The sequence below is a fragment of the Methylobacterium sp. P3_A11 genome, from assembly GCF_056403155.1.
The window spans coordinates 1-18,530 of the sequence record NZ_JBFUGA010000003.1; the positions used below are offsets into that span (position 1 = coordinate 1).

14 protein-coding genes and 2 tRNA genes are annotated in these 18,530 nt (G+C 69.5%); 10 read left to right on the plus strand and 6 right to left on the minus strand.

Annotation, left to right across the window (positions count from 1 at the left end):
• Positions 1 to 1,398 (plus strand): NAD(P)H-hydrate dehydratase (locus AC1DXK_RS01420; RefSeq protein WP_477296582.1); only part of this gene is annotated, 1,398 nt, incomplete at its 5' end.
• Here the strand turns inward: AC1DXK_RS01420 and AC1DXK_RS01425 are convergent.
• Positions 1,391 to 2,935 (minus strand): multicopper oxidase family protein, encoded by a 1,545-nt coding sequence (locus AC1DXK_RS01425; protein WP_477296584.1) that lies wholly within the window; start codon positions 2,933 to 2,935, stop codon positions 1,391 to 1,393. The genes AC1DXK_RS01420 and AC1DXK_RS01425 overlap by 8 nt on opposite strands.
• A 148-nt stretch (positions 2,936 to 3,083) precedes the next feature.
• Between AC1DXK_RS01425 and AC1DXK_RS01430 the strand changes: the two genes are divergently transcribed.
• From AC1DXK_RS01430 to AC1DXK_RS01460, 7 genes are all read left to right on the plus strand, one after another.
• A tRNA-Leu gene (locus tag AC1DXK_RS01430) sits at positions 3,084 to 3,168 on the plus strand.
• 130 nt (positions 3,169 to 3,298) lie between these two features.
• Positions 3,299 to 4,735: a trigger factor gene (gene tig, locus AC1DXK_RS01435; RefSeq protein ID WP_457105843.1), complete on the plus strand. Its 1,437-nt coding sequence runs from the start codon at positions 3,299 to 3,301 to the stop codon at positions 4,733 to 4,735.
• Positions 4,736 to 4,862: 127 nt separating this feature from the next.
• On the plus strand, positions 4,863 to 5,489 hold the full coding sequence (locus tag AC1DXK_RS01440) for an ATP-dependent Clp protease proteolytic subunit (protein WP_012322036.1): 627 nt from the start codon (positions 4,863 to 4,865) through the stop codon (positions 5,487 to 5,489).
• A 185-nt stretch (positions 5,490 to 5,674) separates the two neighbouring features.
• Positions 5,675 to 6,946, plus strand: coding sequence for an ATP-dependent Clp protease ATP-binding subunit ClpX (gene clpX, locus AC1DXK_RS01445; RefSeq protein WP_043385521.1), 1,272 nt, complete (start codon positions 5,675 to 5,677; stop codon positions 6,944 to 6,946).
• 249 nt (positions 6,947 to 7,195) lie between these two features.
• The gene (lon, locus tag AC1DXK_RS01450; RefSeq protein ID WP_457105844.1) at positions 7,196 to 9,622 is read left to right on the plus strand and encodes an endopeptidase La; all 2,427 of its coding nucleotides are present in this window, start codon (positions 7,196 to 7,198) and stop codon (positions 9,620 to 9,622) included.
• Between the two features lie 69 nt (positions 9,623 to 9,691).
• Positions 9,692 to 10,414, plus strand: coding sequence for an aspartate/glutamate racemase family protein (locus tag AC1DXK_RS01455; protein ID WP_457105845.1), 723 nt, complete (start codon positions 9,692 to 9,694; stop codon positions 10,412 to 10,414).
• Positions 10,415 to 10,475: 61 nt separating this feature from the next.
• Positions 10,476 to 10,551, plus strand: a tRNA-Val gene (locus tag AC1DXK_RS01460).
• A 51-nt stretch (positions 10,552 to 10,602) separates the two neighbouring features.
• Here AC1DXK_RS01460 and AC1DXK_RS01465 read toward each other — a convergent pair.
• The 5 genes from AC1DXK_RS01465 to AC1DXK_RS01485 form a co-directional block, all read right to left on the minus strand.
• Positions 10,603 to 11,514 carry an alpha/beta fold hydrolase gene (locus AC1DXK_RS01465; protein ID WP_457105846.1) on the minus strand — a complete coding sequence of 304 codons (912 nt, stop codon included), beginning with the start codon at positions 11,512 to 11,514 and terminating at the stop codon, positions 10,603 to 10,605.
• Positions 11,515 to 12,528: an SDR family oxidoreductase gene (locus tag AC1DXK_RS01470; protein WP_457105847.1), complete on the minus strand. Its 1,014-nt coding sequence runs from the start codon at positions 12,526 to 12,528 to the stop codon at positions 11,515 to 11,517.
• Between the two features lie 645 nt (positions 12,529 to 13,173).
• Positions 13,174 to 14,553 (minus strand): HD-GYP domain-containing protein, encoded by a 1,380-nt coding sequence (locus AC1DXK_RS01475; protein WP_477296588.1) that lies wholly within the window; start codon positions 14,551 to 14,553, stop codon positions 13,174 to 13,176.
• 79 nt (positions 14,554 to 14,632) lie between these two features.
• Entirely contained in the window at positions 14,633 to 14,821 is a 189-nt protein-coding gene (locus AC1DXK_RS01480) for a hypothetical protein (RefSeq protein WP_457105849.1), read from the minus strand.
• Between the two features lie 47 nt (positions 14,822 to 14,868).
• Positions 14,869 to 16,299 (minus strand): mannose-1-phosphate guanylyltransferase/mannose-6-phosphate isomerase, encoded by a 1,431-nt coding sequence (locus AC1DXK_RS01485; RefSeq protein ID WP_477296589.1) that lies wholly within the window; start codon positions 16,297 to 16,299, stop codon positions 14,869 to 14,871.
• 186 nt (positions 16,300 to 16,485) lie between these two features.
• Here AC1DXK_RS01485 and selA point away from each other — a divergent pair, with 186 nt between their 5' ends.
• Positions 16,486 to 17,916 (plus strand): L-seryl-tRNA(Sec) selenium transferase, encoded by a 1,431-nt coding sequence (selA, locus tag AC1DXK_RS01490; protein WP_457104709.1) that lies wholly within the window; start codon positions 16,486 to 16,488, stop codon positions 17,914 to 17,916.
• A gap of 135 nt (positions 17,917 to 18,051) precedes the next feature.
• A complete protein-coding gene (locus tag AC1DXK_RS01495; RefSeq protein WP_457104710.1) occupies positions 18,052 to 18,522 on the plus strand; it encodes a MarR family winged helix-turn-helix transcriptional regulator in 471 nt (156 codons plus the stop codon).
• The last annotated feature ends 8 nt before the right edge of the window (positions 18,523 to 18,530 follow it).

Genomic DNA, 18,530 nt, shown 5'->3' on the forward strand with positions numbered 1-18,530 from the left:
GCCCGCGCCCGGGGGCGGCTGCCGGCAGGCGGCCGGGCGCTGATCCTGTGCGGACCGGGCAACAACGGCGGTGACGGCTTCGTGGCCGCCCGGCTGCTGGCCGAGACCGGCCACGTGGTCGACCTTGTTCTCCTCGGGGACCGGGCGGCGCTGACGGGGGATGCCGCCCTGGCGGCCCAGGCCTGGACGGGAGCGGTCCAGCGGGCCGCCCCCGGCGCGCTGCCGTCCTGCGACCTCGTGATCGACGCCTTGTTCGGGGCGGGACTGTCGCGCGACCTCGACGGGGAGGCCCGTGCGCTCGTCGAAGCGGTGAATGCCGCCGGGATCCCGGTACTGGCGATCGACGTGCCGAGCGGGGTCGACGGCGATACCGGCGCGGTTCGCGGCACGGCGATCCGGGCCGTGGAGACCGTGACGTTCGTGGCGTTGAAGCCCGGGCACCTCCTGCAACCCGGGCGCGGCCTCTGCGGCCAGCTTAGCCTCGCTGAGATCGGGACGGGACCGGAGGCGCTCGAGGCCGGCCTCGCCACCGGCGCACCGCTCCACCGAAACGGACCGGACCTGTGGGCCGCGGCCTTCCCACGCCTCGATGGGGCCAGCCACAAATATACCCGCGGCCACGCCCTCGTGCTGTCGGGACCGGCGACCAAGACCGGTGCCGCCCGGCTCGCCGCCCGCGGCGCCCTGCGGGTCGGCGCCGGGCTCGTGACCGTCGCCTCGCCGACCGCGGCGCTCGCCGAGAACGCCGCGCACCTCACGGCGATCATGCTGCGGCCATGCGAGAGCGCCGACGATCTCGACGACCTGCTCACCGACGAGCGCCTCAACGTGATCCTGGCCGGCCCCGGTCTCGGCACCGGCGCGCCGACCCGGGAGCGCGTCGCCGTGGCGGCGGCGGCCGGGCGCAACCTCGTCCTCGATGCTGACGCGCTGACGAGCTTTTCCGGACAGGCGCCGCTCCTGGCCGCGCATCTCGCCGACGGCGATGCGCGCGCCGTGCTGACCCCCCATGCCGGGGAATTCGCGCGCCTGTTCGACGGCACGGACGCCATGGCGGAGACGGCCGACAAGGTCGCCCGAACACGCGCGGCAGCCGAACTCGCCGGCGCGGTGGTGGTCCTGAAAGGGGCCGACACCGTCATCGCGAGTCCCGACGGGCGTGCGGCGATCAACGACCACGGCAGCCCCTATCTCGGCACGGCCGGCTCGGGCGACGTGCTCGCTGGCCTGATCGCGGGCCTGCTGGCGCAGGGCATGGAGCCCTTCGCGGCCGCCGCCGCCGGCGTCTGGCTCCACGGGGATGCCGGCCTGCGGCACGGCCCCGGGCTGATCGCCGAGGACATTCCCGAGCTGATGCCGGCGGTGCTGCGGGACCTCGCGGCGGCCGATTTCAGGTGACCTCGAACACCGTCCACAGGCCGGTGTCGAACCGCTCCAGCACCGTGGCGCTGATCAGCCAGCGGCCGGGATTATCGGCCAGGAAGCCGATCCGGGCGGTCCGGCCTTCCAGCAGTTGGAACGTGTCGAGCCAGTAGGGCTCCCAGCCGTCGTCCAGGGGATGGAGCAGGCGGAAGCAGTGCCCGTGGAGGTGCAGCGCCTGGGGGAAGGCGGTCTCGTTGCGCAGGGCCAGGACCACAACCTGGCCCCGCTTTACCGAAAAGATCGGCTGGAGGCCCGCGACCCCGGCGGCCCCGTTCACCGACCAGATCTTCTGCGGATCGCCCGTATAGACCGGATCGGGCGTGGCGGTCTCTCTGGCGGCGTCTTTGGCGCCCGCCTTGTCCTTGGGCACAAAGGCACCGCCGGAGATCACGACATCCCGGCGCAGGGCGTTCTGGAGCTTGATCTCGGCCGGGAGGCGCTTGTTCTCGCCGATCGGGCCGATCGGCGGCCGCTTCTCGGTGATCCGGGCGCCCTTCGTGGTCACGCTCGCCAGCGTCAGGCCCTTCCCGACCAGCGCCTCGATCGTGCATCGGGCGCCCTCTTCCTCGGGGAGGTCGACCAGGAGGTCGTAGCGGGTGCCCGGCGGGAAGGGGAGGGTGGCGCGCAGGGGCTCGAACGTGTCGGTCGGCTGTCCGTCGACCGCCGCCACGTAGACCTTCACGCCCTCGAACCGGAGCCGCGTCGCCCGGGCGTTGCAGGCGTTCCCGAGACGCAGGCGGACCCGTGCCCCCGGGCGCGCCTCGATGGTCCCCGGCACGGGCTGGCCGTTGACCGTGACGAGGTTGCCGAGCCGGCCGTGGGCGGCGGCGAGGGCCGTCTGCCCGAACGGCATCAGGCTGCCGTCGTCCTGAAGGCGCCAGTCCTGCAGCACGACGCTGACATCGGCGTCGACGGAGGGCGGGTTCGTCTCCTCGACGACCAGCATGCCCGCGAGCCCGCGGCCCGACGGCTCGCTCGCTCCGCCGACGACCAGGGGGCGGATCAGGTAGGATCCGGCATCGGGCGGGGTGAACGCGTAGAGAAAGTCGCCCCCCGGCGGGATCGGCGCCTGGGTGACCCCGCCGACGCCGTCCATGGCGTTGACGATGCGCACGCCGTGCCAGTGCAGCGACAGGGGCTTGTCGGTTCGGTTCTCCACCTTCAGCCGCACCGGCTGGCCGAGCTTCACCCGGATGACGGGGGGCAGGGCCTTGCCGTCGAAACACCAGACCGCCGTGTCCGGCGCCGGCTCGGGCCTGAACCGCGCCCGGCCGGGGGCCGCCGCCAGGGAAGCGGGTTCCGGCTGCGCCGGCGCGGGCGGCGTCGTCCCGGGTGCAGACCCCGGCGGGGTTCCCGGCCCCTGAGCCCACGCCGCGCCCGGCGCGAGCCCGAAGGCCGGCACGAGCCCGAAGGCCGGCACGAGCCCGAAGGCGGCCGCGGCGGTGAGCAGGGTCCGGCGCGAGGGCGCGCCGTCGCGCGATTCGGTCGGCGGCACGGGGCGGGATGGCGGCATGGTCACTCGGCTGCGGCTCGCGACGGGTCCGCTCCTTAGCGGCGCGCGGGCTCCCGCGCCACAGGGGCAAGTTTTTTGCTGCGGGCCGTCCGGCCCATGCTATAGGGCGCGCTTCCGGCGGCCGGCGATGCGCCGGATGTCGGCGCGCGCGGGCGTGGCGGAACTGGTAGACGCGCTGGATTTAGGTTCCAGTGTCGCAAGACGTGGGGGTTCGAGCCCCTCCGCCCGCACCAGGAATTCTGCTGCGGTTGCGGTCCCCCCGGGACCCTCCGTCTCGTACCCGACATCTCGGCATCCCGGTCCGCGCGAGCACGACGCCGGCCCGGCCGGCGACCACAGGTTCTTTGAAGAGCGACGACGACGATGCAGGTGACCGAGATCAACGCCCAAGGGACTGCCACCCCTGGGCTGAAGCGCGAGTTTCAGGTTCTGCTGGCCGCCCAGGAGCTCGAAGAGCGCCTGACCAACGAGCTGTCCGGCATGAAGGACAAGGTGCAGCTCAAGGGCTTCCGCCCCGGTAAGGTGCCGGTGGCGCACCTGCGCAAGGTCTACGGCCGCTCCGTGATGGCCGAGGTGGTTCAGAACGCCGTCAACGAGGCCAACCGTCAGATCGTCACCGATAACGGCCTCAAGCTGGCCCTCGAGCCGCAGGTCGAGTTCCCGAGTGATCAGGCCGAGGTCGAGAAGGCGCTGGACGCCAAGGGCGATCTCGCCTTCAAGGTCGCCCTCGAGGTGATGCCGAGCTTCGAGCTGGCCGACCTCTCCGACGTCAGCCTGACTAAGCGCGTCGCTAAGCCCTCCGACGCAGAGGTCGACGAGGCCCTGGCGCGCATGGCCGGCCAGAGCCGTCCCTTCGCCGAGCGCGAGGAGGGCGCCGAGGCCCAGAGCGGCGACCGTGTCACCATCGACTTCGTCGGTCGCATCGACGGCGAGGAGTTCCAGGGTGGCAAGGGCGACGGCATCGATCTGGAGCTCGGGTCCGGCTCGTTCATTCCGGGGTTCGAGGAGCAGCTCGTCGGCGCCAAAGTCGGCGACAAGCGCCTCGTGAAGGTCACCTTCCCGGAATCCTACGGGGCCGAGCACCTCGCCGGCAAGGACGCCGAGTTCGACGTCACGGTCACGAAGATCCAGGCCGCCGGCGAGGCCAAAGTCGACGACGAACTCGCCAAGTCCATGGGCATGGAATCGCTGGAGAAGCTCCGCGAGGCCGTGTCGGAGGCGATCGGCCGGGATTTCGAGACCGCCTCGCGCCGACTCCTCAAGAAGGACCTCCTCGACGCCCTCGACGGCAAGTACGCCTTCGAGCTGCCCCCGTCCCTGGTGGCGCAGGAATTCGCCGCCGTGTGGGCGCAGGTGGAGCARGACCTCAAGACCCGCGGCAAGACCTTCGCCGACGAGGACACCACCGAGGAGAAGGCCCAGGCCGAGTACAGGAAGATCGCCGAACGGCGCGTCCGTCTCGGTCTCGTGCTTGCGCAGGTCGGCGAGAGCGCCGATATCAAGGTCTCGGACGAGGAGGTGAACCAGGCCCTCATCGCCCGGGTCCGGCAGTTCCCGGGCCAGGAGCAGCAGGTCTGGGACTTCTACCGGAAGAATGCGCAGGCGCTCGCGGAACTCCGCGCGCCCCTGTTCGAGGAGAAGGTGGTCGACCACGTCCTCGGGCAGATCAAGCTCGTCGAGGAGCCCGTCTCGAAAGAGGCGCTTTTCGCAGACGAGGATGACGACGACACGACCGGCGCAAAGCCGGCAGACAAGGCCGAGGCCAAGGACGAGTCCAAGACCGAAGCCAAGGCCGACTGAGTCCCGCACTGTCCGAGCGACGGCGGGCAAGGGTTAGGCGGTGGTTAAGCATCGCCGATGTTCGCTGACATGCCCGGGGCTGCCCTGATTCGCGGCAGCCCCGGGCCTCACTCCGGGGCAGGACGAGATGAGAGATCCGATCGACGTCTATAACAACGCGCTCGTGCCGATGGTCGTCGAGCAGTCGAGCCGCGGCGAGCGCGCCTTCGACATCTACTCCCGCCTTCTCCGCGAGCGCATCATCTTCCTCACCGGCCCCGTGGAGGATTACGGCGCGTCGCTGATCGTGGCGCAGCTGCTGTTCCTCGAGGCGGAGAACCCGAAGAAGGAAATTTCCTTCTACATCAACTCCCCCGGCGGCGTGGTCACCTCCGGCCTGTCGATCTACGACACGATGCAGTTCATCCGCTGCCCGGTGACGACTCTCTGCGTCGGCCAGGCCGCCTCCATGGGCTCGCTCCTGCTCACCGCCGGCGAGCCGGGTCACCGCTTCGCCCTGCCGAACGCCCGGATCATGGTTCACCAGCCGTCGGGCGGCTTCCAGGGCCAAGCGACCGACATCCTGATCCACGCCCGCGAGATCGAGGCGCTGAAGCGGCGCCTGAACGAGATCTACGTGAAGCACACGGGTCGCGACTACGACACGATCCATACGGCGCTGGAGCGCGACAACTTCATGACCGCGGACGCGGCCAAGGAGTTCGGGCTCATCGACGAGGTGATCGAGAAGCGTCCCGAGCCGGCGGCCGCCTGATCGGATCCGCGACGCCTGACTGCCGCGGCGCGGCCTTGATCCCGCCGCGGCAGCGTGTTTGCATCCGGGATCGGGTCCGTCGGTCAAAGGCGCGCAGCACACTGTTTCTTTAAACGGACCCCCTACATTCAAACGATGCGCGTTCGCCCCTTGCCGGCTGCGGACGCGAGGAATCGGAGACCGATATGAGCAAGACTGGCGGCAACGACTCCAAGAGCACGCTGTATTGCTCGTTCTGCGGCAAGAGCCAGCACGAGGTCCGCAAGCTGATTGCCGGACCGACGGTGTTCATCTGCGACGAGTGCGTCGAGCTGTGCATGGACATCATCCGCGAGGAGTCGAAATCCTCGCTCGTGAAGAGCCGCGACGGGGTGCCGACCCCGAAGGAAATCCGCCGCGTCCTCGACGACTACGTCATCGGCCAGGACTTCGCCAAGAAGGTCCTCTCGGTCGCGGTCCACAACCATTATAAGCGGCTCGCCCACGCGACGAAGCACAACGACGTCGAGCTGGCCAAGTCCAACATCATGCTGATCGGGCCGACCGGCTCGGGCAAGACGCTGCTCGCGCAGACGCTGGCCCGGATCCTCGACGTGCCGTTCACCATGGCGGATGCCACGACGCTCACCGAAGCCGGCTATGTCGGTGAGGACGTCGAGAACATCATCCTCAAGCTGCTCCAGGCGTCGGACTACAACGTCGAGCGGGCACAGCGCGGCATCGTCTACATCGACGAGATCGACAAGATCTCCCGTAAGTCCGACAACCCGTCGATCACCCGCGACGTGTCGGGCGAGGGCGTTCAGCAGGCCCTCCTCAAGATCATGGAGGGCACGGTCGCCTCCGTCCCGCCCCAGGGCGGCCGGAAGCACCCGCAGCAGGAATTCCTGCAGGTCGACACGACCAACATCCTGTTCATCTGCGGCGGCGCCTTCGCGGGGCTGGAGCGGATCATCTCCCAGCGCGGCAAGGGCACCTCGATCGGCTTCGGCGCGACCGTGCAGGCCCCGGACGACCGTCGCACCGGCGAGATCTTCCGCTCGGTCGAGCCCGAGGATCTGCTGAAGTTCGGCCTCATCCCGGAGTTCGTCGGCCGTCTGCCGGTCCTGGCGACGCTGGAGGACCTCGACGAGGCGGCCCTCAAGAAGATCCTGCAGGAGCCGAAGAACGCCCTGGTCAAGCAGTACCAGCGCCTGTTCGAGATGGAGAACGTCGACCTGACGTTCCAGGACGACGCGCTGTCGCTCGTCGCCCGCAAGGCGATCGAGCGCAAGACCGGCGCCCGCGGCCTGCGCTCGATCCTGGAGACGATCCTGCTCGACACGATGTACGACCTGCCGGGCCTGGAATCCGTCGAGCAGGTGGTCATCGGCCCGGAGGTAGTCGAGGGCAAGTCGCGCCCCCTCTACATCCACGGCGACCGCAACAAGGAAGCGCCCGCCAGCGTCAGCGCGTAAGCGCTTGGTAGGGTTGCATTAAGCGCCCGGCTCCGGCCGGGCGCGCTGCGGGGAACATCTTGAAAACGCTGCCCCCCGCAGCCACCTCAGGCTCAGCGCGGAGGCCGTACGCTCCTTCGAGGTGCGGTCCGCGTTACCAGCCGCAAAGTCCCAAAAAGCCCCGACCCTCGCGGCCCGGTCGGCCCCTGGCTGTAGGCGCGCTCCATGCATGGAGGCGTCGAACCCGGGCGTCCCTGAGAGGAAGTCAGCATGTCACAGTCGAAATCGCGCCAGCCGGTGGTCCCGGGTTCGACAGGCTCATACGCCGTCCTCCCCCTGCGCGACATCGTCGTCTTCCCGCACATGATCGTGCCCCTGTTCGTGGGCCGCGAGAAGTCGATCCGCGCCCTCGAGGAGGCCGTCCGCACCGATCGCCACATCCTGCTCGCCACCCAGATCAACGCGGGCGACGACGATCCGGCGACCGACGCGATCTACAAGATCGGCACCCTTGCCTCGGTGCTCCAACTCCTGAAGCTGCCCGACGGGACCGTAAAGGTTCTGGTCGAGGGCGTCGGCCGCGCCAAGGTCACGGGCTTCACCCGTTCGGACGAGTACTACGAGGCGACGGCGGAAGCCCTCCATGACGAACTCGGCGACCGCGTCGAGGCCGAAGCCCTCGCGCGCTCGGTGCTCTCGGAGTTCGAGAACTACGTCAAGCTGAACAAGAAGATCTCGCCCGAGGTCGTCTCTGCCGTGACCCAGATCGACGAGCCCTCCAAGCTCGCCGACACGATCGGCTCGCACCTGCTCGTCAAGATCTCCGACAAGCAGGGCATCCTGGAGACGCCCACGGTTGCGCAGCGCCTCGAGCGCGTGCTGTCGCTGATGGAGAGCGAGATCTCCGTGCTCCAGGTGGAGAAGCGCATCCGGACCCGCGTCAAGCGGCAGATGGAGAAGACCCAGCGCGAGTACTACTTGAACGAGCAGATGAAGGCGATCCAGAAGGAGCTGGGTGACTCCGAGGATGGCCGCGACGAGCTGGCCGAGCTGGAAGAGAAGATCGAGAAGACCAAGCTCTCCAAGGAGGCCCGCGACAAGGCGACGGCCGAGCTGAAGAAGCTGCGCCAGATGTCGCCGATGTCGGCCGAGGCGACCGTCGTGCGCAACTACCTCGACTGGATGCTTGGCATCCCGTGGGGCAAGCGCTCGAAGATCAAGAAGGATCTGCTCGGCGCCCAGGCGCTGCTCGACGACGATCATTTCGGCCTCGACAAGGTCAAGGAGCGGATCGTCGAGTACCTCGCGGTGCAACAGCGCGCGAACAAGCTCACCGGCCCGATCCTGTGCCTCGTCGGTCCCCCCGGCGTCGGCAAGACCTCTCTCGGCAAGTCCATCGCCAAGGCGACGGGTCGCGAGTTCGTCCGCATGTCGCTCGGCGGCGTGCGCGACGAGGCCGAGATCCGCGGTCACCGCCGGACCTATATCGGCTCGATGCCCGGCAAGATCGTGCAGTCGATGCGCAAGGCGAAGACCTCGAACCCGCTCATCCTGCTCGACGAGATCGACAAGATGGGCATGGACTTCCGTGGCGATCCTTCCGCGGCGCTCCTCGAGGTTCTGGATCCCGAGCAGAACAGCACCTTCAACGACCACTACCTGGAGGTGGATTACGACCTCTCGAACGTGATGTTCGTGACCACGGCCAACACCCTCAACATCCCGGGCCCGCTCATGGACCGGATGGAGGTGATCCGCATCGCCGGATACACCGAGGAGGAGAAGGTCGAGATCGCGCGCAAACACCTGATCCCGAACGCCCTGAAGAAGCACGGCCTCGGGACGCAGGAGTGGTCGATCGACGATGACGGGCTGATGATGCTGGTCCGCCGCTACACGCGGGAGGCCGGCGTCCGCAACCTGGAGCGGGAGCTGTCGAACCTGATCCGCAAGGCGGTGAAGGAGATCCTGATCACCAAGACCAAGTCGGTCGCGGTGAACGTGGAGACCTTGCCGGTCTTCCTCGGCCCGCCGAAGTTCCGCTACGGCGAGATCGATGCGGACGATCAGGTCGGCGTCGTGACGGGTCTGGCCTGGACCGAGGTCGGCGGCGAGTTGCTGACGATCGAGGGCGTCATGATGCCTGGCAAGGGCAAGATGACGGTCACCGGCAACCTGAAGGACGTGATGAAGGAGTCGATCTCGGCGGCCGCATCCTACGTGCGCTCCCGGGCCATCGACTTCGGCATCGAGCCGCCGCTGTTCGAGCGGCGCGACATCCACGTTCACGTTCCCGAGGGCGCGACCCCGAAGGACGGTCCGTCGGCCGGCATCGCCATGGCCACCGCGATCATCTCGACGCTGACCGGCATCCCGGTCCGCCGCGACGTCGCGATGACCGGCGAGGTGACGCTCCGCGGTCGGGTGCTTCCGATCGGCGGCCTCAAAGAGAAGCTGCTCGCCGCGCTCCGCGGCGGCATCAAGACGGTGCTGATCCCCGAGGAGAACGCCAAGGACATCGCCGAGGTGCCCGACAGCGTGAAGAACGGTCTGGAGATCGTGCCCGTCTCCCGGATGGATCAGGTGCTGGAGAAGGCGCTGGTCCGGCAGCCGGTCGCGATCGAGTGGGAAGAGCCCCTGCCGGTGGCCAAGCCTGCCCGGTCCGAGGAGGACGGGGCCGCCTTCGTGGCACACTGACCCGATGCGCGAGTGACGCGAGCCCCCGGAGCGAGAGCCCCGGGGGCTTTTTCATGCGCGGAGGGCTGGATGCGCATCCTTCTGATCAATCCCAATACCAGCACGGCCGTGACCGACCTCGTCGCGGGCTATGTTCGGGCTCAACTCGCGGGCCGGGCTGCGTTGCGCGCGGTCACGGGTCGTTTCGGCGCCCGCTACATCGCGAGCCGCTCGGCCGCCGCCATCGCGGGCCATGCCGCCCTGGACGCCCTCGCGGAGCACGGTTCGGATTGCGATGCGGTCTATCTGGCCTGTTTCGGCGATCCCGGCCTTCTGGCCCTGCGGGAGCTCTCGCGGGTGCCGGTGGTCGGCATGGCGGAAGCCGCCTGCCGCGAGGCCGCCGCGCAGGGCCGCTTCGGTATCGTAACCGGCGGTCCGGCCTGGGAACCGATGCTGCGCGAGTTCGTCGGCACGCTCGGTCTGTCGGGGCCGCTTGCGGCGATCCGCACCGTTGCGCCGAGCGGCGGTGCGATCGCCGAGAACCCCGATGCCGCACTCTCGGCCCTGGCCGAAGCCTGCATCGCCTGCGCCGAACGCGGTGCTGACTCCGTGATCCTCGGTGGTGCCGGGCTGGCGGGACTTACCGCGCGCATCGCGGGCCGGGTACCGTGTCGGCTGATCTGCTCCGTGGAGGCCGGCACCCGCGCCGTCCTGGCGGCCGCGCACGGATCCATGTCGCCCCGGAGTGGGCCAGAAGCGGTGGAGAGCATCGGGCTTGGCCCCGCCCTCGCTGCCCGGCTCGTCGGCTCCTGACACCTGGGCGCACCGGGCGCCCTTGCACGGGACCGGCGCCATGCCGTAACGGTCCACGACCGGGCGGTTAGCTCAGTCGGTAGAGCGTCTCCTTTACACGGAGAGGGTCGGGGGTTCGAGTCCCTCACCGCCCACCATCCGTCCGGACCTGCCGCGCCACGCACCGTCTGCTTGCCGCGACGGGCGCGTTACGGGCTCGCATGCGCCGCGAGGGCCGCGCGCACCACCGCGTCGGGCCGCACATGATGCAGCATGTGTCCGACGCCGGCCAAACGCTCGAACCGCGCGCCGGGGATCATGCTGGCCGCGCGCTGCCCGTGCAGGGTTGTATTCACCACCAGATCGGCGCTGCCGCCTAGTATATGGACAGGCCGGCGCAGCGACGGATAGCCGAGGACGCTGCGCGAGAGCGCCGGCCAGAGCCAGCCGGCATCCTCGCCGTCGGCCGTGATCTGCGCGGCGCCGCCGGCGAGGGCGAAGGGAAATTGACGGGCGAAGTGTGGCGGCATCGCCTCGGGAAGGAACATGGCGTTCCACAACAGGGGCAGGAGCACCCGGTCGCTGCTCCCGCCCAGCAGGGCTGACAGAGCATCGCCGCCGAATGGCAGCGCCCGTGGCCAGAACAGCACCTGCTCGAGGCGGAGTTCCGGGAAGCAGATCGGCGCCAGGGCGACGATACCGGCGATTTCGTCCGGATGGAGCATCCCGTAGGCGAGGGCGACGGCCGCGCCGAACGAGTGACCGAGGATCACCGGCCGCTCCAGACCGAGGCGGCGCACCGCCTCGCGGATCTGCGCAGCCTGATCCCATATGTCGGCGGCGCGCCCGCGGGGCCGGCGGCTGAAGCCGTGGCCGGGACGGTCGACGGCGACGACGCGGAAATGCTCGGACAGCGCCGGCACCGGGCCGAGCCAGACGTCCTCCAGGCACATCAGCGTGCCGTGAATCACCACGAGATCCGGGCCAGTGCCGGTCTCCGCGTAGGCGATCGTCCGATCCTCGGCCAAGGACAGGATCCGGCGCGGTACGATCCGGGGATCCGTCCCGGCTTCCTGTGCGGGCCGGTCGAGGCCCGGCACGGTTAGCGACACGATAGACACTTACAGGCGCCGCCGGCGACCGGGCGAGGTGCCGATCACGGCGAGGGCGGTGGCGGCACCAACCCCGAGGAGGCCGGCTGCTGCGGCCAGGGGATGCAGGGTCGCGCGGGTGTAGGCGCTGGTCCGCATGACCGGCACGGGCGGATCGCCCCGCGTGTCGCCGGCCGCCACCGGCCCGTGCAGGGCGCCGTCGGGGTGGCGCGGCGGGCTTCCCCGCTTCTGAAGGGCTATGATCGCCGGCGCGAGGTGATCGTAGGCACCCGGCGCCAACTCCTTGCCGGCCACGAAGGCCTTGCCGGCGCCGCCGACGAAGATGTCGCGCTGCGGGCGCACGGCCGCGTGCAGGATGGCGTTCGCGACCTCTTCGGGCGGGTAGATCGGCGGCGGCAGGCTCGGCTCGCGGTCCATGTAGTTGCGTGCGCGCTGGGGCAGGGGCGTGTCGATCGAGGCCGGCTTGATCAGCGTCACCGAGACCGGCGCGTTCTCGTCCATCAGCTCCATGCGCAGGGCGTCGGTGAAGCCCTTCACAGCGTGTTTCGAGGCCGCGTACATGCCCTGGTACGGGAAGGCGAGATCCGAGGCGATGCTGCCGACGTTGACGAGGGCGCCGCCGTGCCGGCGCAGGTGGTCCGCCGCCACCAGGGACCCGTACACCGTGCCCCAGAAATTGGTCTGGATCAGGCGCTCATGGTCGGCGTCGCTGATCTCGCGCAGCCGGCCGTAGATCGTGCCGCCCGCAACGTTCACCCAGGTGTCGAAGCCGCCGAATGTGGCTGCGGCCCGATCGGCGACCGCCTGCACGTCGGCCCGCCGGCCGACATCGGCGACGACGTCGATCGCTTTGCCGCCGACGCCCTCGATCTCGGTCCGGATGCGCGCCAGGGCGTCGCCGCTGCGCGCCGCCAGCACAACCCGGGCGCCGCGCCCGGCGGCCATCCGGGCGGTGGCGAGGCCGATGCCGGACGATGCGCCTGTGATTACGATGACCTGCTCGCGGAGCGGCTTGTGCTTCATGCTCTGTCCCGGGGTCTCGATGTGCGGCGGGCTGCGGTGCCCCTACGTCCCGCTATCCACCGGGCGGACAGCATTGTTCCTGGGAAGGGGCCGGTCTTCGAGTCGCAGGCGCGCTCCGATCAGGGTTGATCCAAATGCCTGAAGGCGAACGGCCGGCTGGTGGGATGTCCGAGGCGGGCGGCCGGCGGATCTCGGTCCGTGATCCGGAAGTGGACGCTCCGCCTGCAACCCGACGTCACCTTGGATGCCGATACAGGCCGTTCCAGAACGGGGCCCAGGCCGCTTTCCGGCAGGACCGGCGGGCGATTCGATTTTACACCTAGAAGGTGCAGTTTAGGTTGTATCAAATACAATTGAAATTGCTTTCGGCCTGTACTGTCGGACCATGCATCCTGCAGTCACCGGACGGAAGGCGGCTTCGTCGGCGATCGACATCTGCCACGTGTCCCTGGACCAGGAAGCTCACAGCATGCTCGCACGCATCGGCGATTCGCTTTATCTTCGGGCTCTGCGTTCGCCGGCCTGCGGATGGCTGGTGCGCACAGCCATCGTTCTGGCGTCACGTGGCGCATCATCGCCCTGCGGCGCAGCCGCGACGATGGTCCCGGTCCGGTAGCCGAACTACGCGCGGAGGGGCGGCGCGCCTTATGCCGCCCGAGCGAGATCGCCCTCGATCGCGGCGAGCGCCCGCTCCAGCGCCGCGAAGCAGGTGGGATCGAACGCCGTGCCGAGGTCCGCGCGCATGATGCCGAGCGCCTTCTCGAGCGACATGGCCGCCCGGTAGGGGCGGTCGGCGGTCAGCGCGTCGAACACGTCTGCGACCGAGACGATGCGGATCTCGGGTGCGATCGCATCGCCTTTCAGCCCACGGGGATAGCCCTTGCCGTCCAGCCGCTCGTGGTGACTGCCTCCGATGCAGGCCATCTCGTGAAACACCGCCGCGCGGGACAGGATGGTCTCGGACAGGGCGGCGTGATTGCGCATGTCCCGCCACTCCGCATCGTCCAGCTTGCCGTTCTTGTCGAGGATCGCGTTCGAGACCCCGAGCTTGCCGACATCGTGCAGGAGCGCGGCCCGTTTGAGCCAGCGGCGGCGTTCCGCGGAAAACCCGAGTTCGGCCGCGATCATATCGGCGTAGACCGCGACCCGCTCCGAGTGACCGGACGTGAACGGGCTCTTGGCATCGATGATCTGCGCGAAGGCACGGGCGACGTCGTCGAGATAGTCCTCGTCTACGACGATCGGGCTGGCCGGTGCCAGCGCGAAGACCGCCGCCTCGACCGCGTCCGATCCCAGCGTCTCCCAGAAGCCGGGTTCGACCGCGACCGCCTCGAAGCAGGCGACGACCTGAGGATCGAACCACGTGCCCGAGCGCGCCCGCACTTCAGCGATCGCGGCCGCAGAACCGGCTGCGGTGTGAAAGACGTCGACGACCTGCGCGAGCAGCGCCACGCGTGCGTAGATCGGGATCGCGGGGCCGGCGAGACGGTCCGGTCGGCCGCTGCCGTTCCAGTGTTCGTCCAGCGCGTGGATGGCGTCGCAGACGCTCGCCGGGAAGCGGAGCTGACGGGCGATCTGTGCCCCGCGCTGACAGCGGGTCTGAATGAGATCATCGGCAATCGCGCCGCCGTTCTGCAAGATGTTGAGCACCGCGCGGAAACGTTCGGCCAAGCCTGCCTTGAGGCCCGTGTGCGAGAAGACGAAGCCCAGGACTTTTGGCAGGCTGTCGCTCACGGTCTTGAAATCACGCTTGAAGCTGAGATCGTCGGACAGGTAGAGTTCGCAGATGCGCGCGGCGTTGCTGGAGCATCCGAGATCCTTCAGCATGACCGTGTGATAGAGTTCCCAGAGCTGCAGCTCGGGGAGGCCCATGGCCCGACCTATGTGGACGCCGATCCAAGTCGCGCGCACGCAATGGCCCACGGGCTGACCCTCCGTCAGGTCGAGGGCGTGGCTCATCGCTCCGAGGACTTCCGATAGCTGAACCGTCCTGGCTCCTTCTTCGCCGCCTGACACGATCCGCATCGTTCTCGTCCAATCTCTTGCCTTATAGGCGTCGAGACTGCCTGTAGAACCTGATCAAAACGTTGCGTTGCCGTCGTGTTCAAGCCGGACGGAGACCGAGCCGACGGTACGGCAGGACCATCCGCAGCGCGGCTCGAACCGAGACGACGGCGATGGCCAGTTCGACGCCATGGCTGCTCGGCAACGGATTGGCGCGGATCCAGCCGTTGCGGCTTTCGGTCTCGCCCTCACCGATCCGCCTGCGAGCGGGCGTGCCCGACTTCTGCAAGAGATCCGAGGCGGGCGCCCTGGCTCGCGCGCTCAGTCGTCCAGGCCTCAGCGTCCGTAGATATCCTCGACGCGGATGATGTCGTCCTCGCCGGTGTAGGATCCGACCTGGACCTCGATCAGCTCCAGGGGGATCTTGCCCGGATTGGCCAGGCGATGCATCGAGCCGATCGGCAGGTAGACCGCCTCGTTCTCGTGGACCAGCACGATCCGGTCGTCGATCGTCACCTCGGCGGTGCCGCGCACCACCACCCAGTGCTCGGCCCGGTGGTAGTGCTTCTGCAGCGACAGGCGCCCACCCGGCACCACCTGGATCCGCTTCACCTGGAACCGCTCGCCGAGGTCGATCCGCTGGTACCAGCCCCACGGCCGGTACATCCGCAGATGCGCGTCCGCCTCCGGCGCGCCTGCGGCCCGCAGCGCCGTGACCAGCTCCTTGACCTGGCCCGAATGCGCCTTGGACGCCACCAGCACCGCGTCGGGGGTCGAGACCACCACGACGTCCTCCAGGCCGACCACCGCGGTCAGGCCCTCGCCCTGGCTGTGCACGAGGCTGTTCTTCGTGTCGATCAGCGACACCCGGCCGCGCACGGCGTTGCCTTCCGCGTCGTGGTCCAGCACCTGCCAGACCGCGTCCCAGGTGCCGACATCCGACCACGCAAACGACACCGGCAGCACCCCGGCCCGGGCGGTGCGCTCCATCACCGCGTAGTCGATCGAGATCCTGGGCGCCCGCGCGAAGGCCGCCGCGTCCAGGCGCACGAAGTCGAGGTCGGTCACCGCCGCCGCGTACGCCGCCTGCGCGGCGGACAGCACCTCGGGCACGAACGCCTCCAGCTCGGCCAGCATCAGGTCGGCGCGGAACAGGAAGTAGCCCGAGTTCCACAGGGCGCCGTCGGTGATCAGCGCCTCGGCGCCGGACCGGTCGGGCTTCTCGACGAACTTCTCCACCCGGGCCGCGCCCGGCGCCTCGGGGATCGGCGTGCCGCGGCGGATGTAGCCGTAATCGGTGGCCGGGCGGTCGGGCTCGATGCCGAGCGTCATCGTGTAGCCGGCCCGGGCACCTTCGGCCGCGCGCCGCACCGCGTCCACGAAGGCGTCCGTGTCGGGCACGACGTGGTCGGCCGCCAGGATCAGCACCACGGCCTGCGGGTCGCTGGCCGCGGCGTGCAGCGCCGCCACCGCCACGGCGGCGGCGGAGTCCCGGCCCTGCGGCTCGAGCAGGATGTCGGCCGACAGACCCAGCTGGTCGCGCTGCTCGGCGACGATGAAGCGGGCCTCCGCCGAGGCGATCACGGTCGCCTTCGCGAACACGGAAGCGTCCGACACCCGCGCCAGCGTCGCCTGGAAGGTCGAGGTCGTCGCGTCCACCAGCCGGGCGAACTGCTTCGGCATGCTCTCCCGAGACGCCGGCCACAGACGCGTCCCCGTCCCYCCRCACAGGATCATCGGGTGGATCAGGATCGAAGGTCGGGACATGGCGGGGTCTCCCGAGAAGTCTGGGCGGTGTGGCGCGGCCAAGCCCGCTCCGCGCGCATGCGGATGGATGTCGGCCGGTTTCCGGCTCTGCCCTTACCGTCGGGCCGGTAGCTGAACAACCTGCGCGGATTATCCGCGCGTGGACGGACTGGCCCCATCGCGGGGGATGGTTATGTCTGGCCTGTCATGAATGCGCCCGTCCCCACCCGCCCGGCCGATGATCCGGCGCCGTCGCAGCGCCGGATCCCCGCGGTGGAGCGCCTCGTCGGCGCCGCGCCGCCGGAGGTTCTCGACGTCTACGGGCGGACGGCGTTCACCGGGGCGATACGGGATATCCTCTCGGAGATCCGGGCCGGAGGCGCTCCCGTGCCGGACGCGGCGGCGATCCGGGCCGACGCGGCCGCACGGCTTGCCGCCGCGCGCCGCCCGTCGCTGCGGCCGGTCTTCAACCTGACCGGAACGGTGCTGCACACCAATCTCGGCCGCGCCCTGCTGCCCCGCTCGGCCGCCGAGGCGGTGGCCGCCGTGATGGTGCAGGCGAGCAACCTCGAATTCGACCTCGCGACCGGCGCCCGCGGCGAGCGGGACGACCACGTCGAAGGCCTGATCTGCCGCCTGACCGGGGCCGAGGCCGCGGTGGTCGTCAACAATAACGCGGCTGCGGTCCTGCTGGTGCTGAACGCCCTGGCCATGCGCAAGGAGGTGGTGGTCTCCCGGGGCGAGCTCGTGGAGATCGGCGGCTCGTTCCGCGTGCCGGATGTGATGGTGCGAGCAGGCTGCCGGCTCCGTGAGGTCGGCACCACCAATCGCACGCATCTGCGCGACTACGCGGAGGCGATCGGCCCGCGCACCGGCCTCGTGATGAAGGTGCATCCGAGCAACTACGCCATCGCGGGTTTCACGGCCGCGGCGGATCCGGCCGCCCTGCATGCCCTCTGCCGCGAGCGGGGCGTGCCGCTCGCGGACGATCTCGGCAGCGGCAGCCTCGTCGACCTCGCCGCCTACGGTCTGCCTCCCGAACCGACGATCCGGGCGGCCCTGGAGCGGGCGGACGTTGTCACCTTCAGCGGGGACAAGCTCCTCGGCGCGGTCCAGTGCGGCATCGTCGCCGGCCGGAAGGACCTGATCGCCCGGGTGCGCAAGAATCCGCTGAAGCGGGCACTGCGCGTCGACAAGATGACCTACGCGGCGCTCGAAGCGGTGCTGCGGCTCTATCTCCATCCCGAGCGGCTACGGGAGGAGTTGCCGACCCTGCGGCTGCTGACCCGCGGTCGCGACGCAATCGCCGCGCAGGCCGCGCGTCTCGCCCCCGCGGTAGCGGAGCGGCTCGCCGGCCGGGCTGTGGTTTCGGTCGCCGACTGCATCAGCCAGATCGGATCGGGCGCCCTGCCGGTGGAGACGTTGCCGAGCGCGGCCCTGGTCCTGGCCCCGGAACCTGCGGGCGGCCGGGGTGCCGGCGGGCGCTGCCAGCGCCTCGCCGGTGATCTGCGCCGGCTGCCAACGCCGGTCATCGGCCGGATCGGCGATGATGCCGTCCGCCTCGATCTCCGGACGCTCGAGGACGAGGCGGCCTTCCTCGACACCCTGTCGGCACTCGGCCAAACACCGCACCGGTGACGGAACCCTTAGGGTTGTTGAGAGAAGGGACCGTGCGGCCTGACCTTGCGCGCCGCCTTCCCATGTTATGGTATGATGACGAACCCGCGGTCGCGGTTGAGAATGGCGGCGTCTGGACCGCGATGGGCGAACGACATGGCGTACACGGCCGATCCGGTGGAGGCAGAGCGGGAGACCGATCCCCTGCTCCTCGATAACCAGCTCTGCTACGCGCTCTATGCTGCCGCGCATCGGATGACCAAGTCGTACCGGCCGCTGCTCGAGCGGCTCGGCCTGACATACCCGCAATATCTCGTTCTGCTGGTGCTGTGGGAACAGGACGGCGTGACCGTCTCGGAGATCGGTCGTCGCCTGCGTCTTGATTCCGGCACGCTGACGCCGGTGCTGAAGCGCCTGGAGGGCGCGGGCTTCCTGCTCCGGACGCGCCGCCAGTCCGATGAACGCGAGGTCGAGATCGCCCTCACGCCCGCGGGCGCCGCCCTGCGTGCCGAGGCGGTTTCGGTCCGCGAGAGCGTGATGTGCCAGCTCGAGCTCAGCGAGCCGGAGATCCGAGCCCTGCGCAAGGACCTGAGCCTCGTCATCGAGCGGCTGAGCGTCAACGACTGAGGATCGCG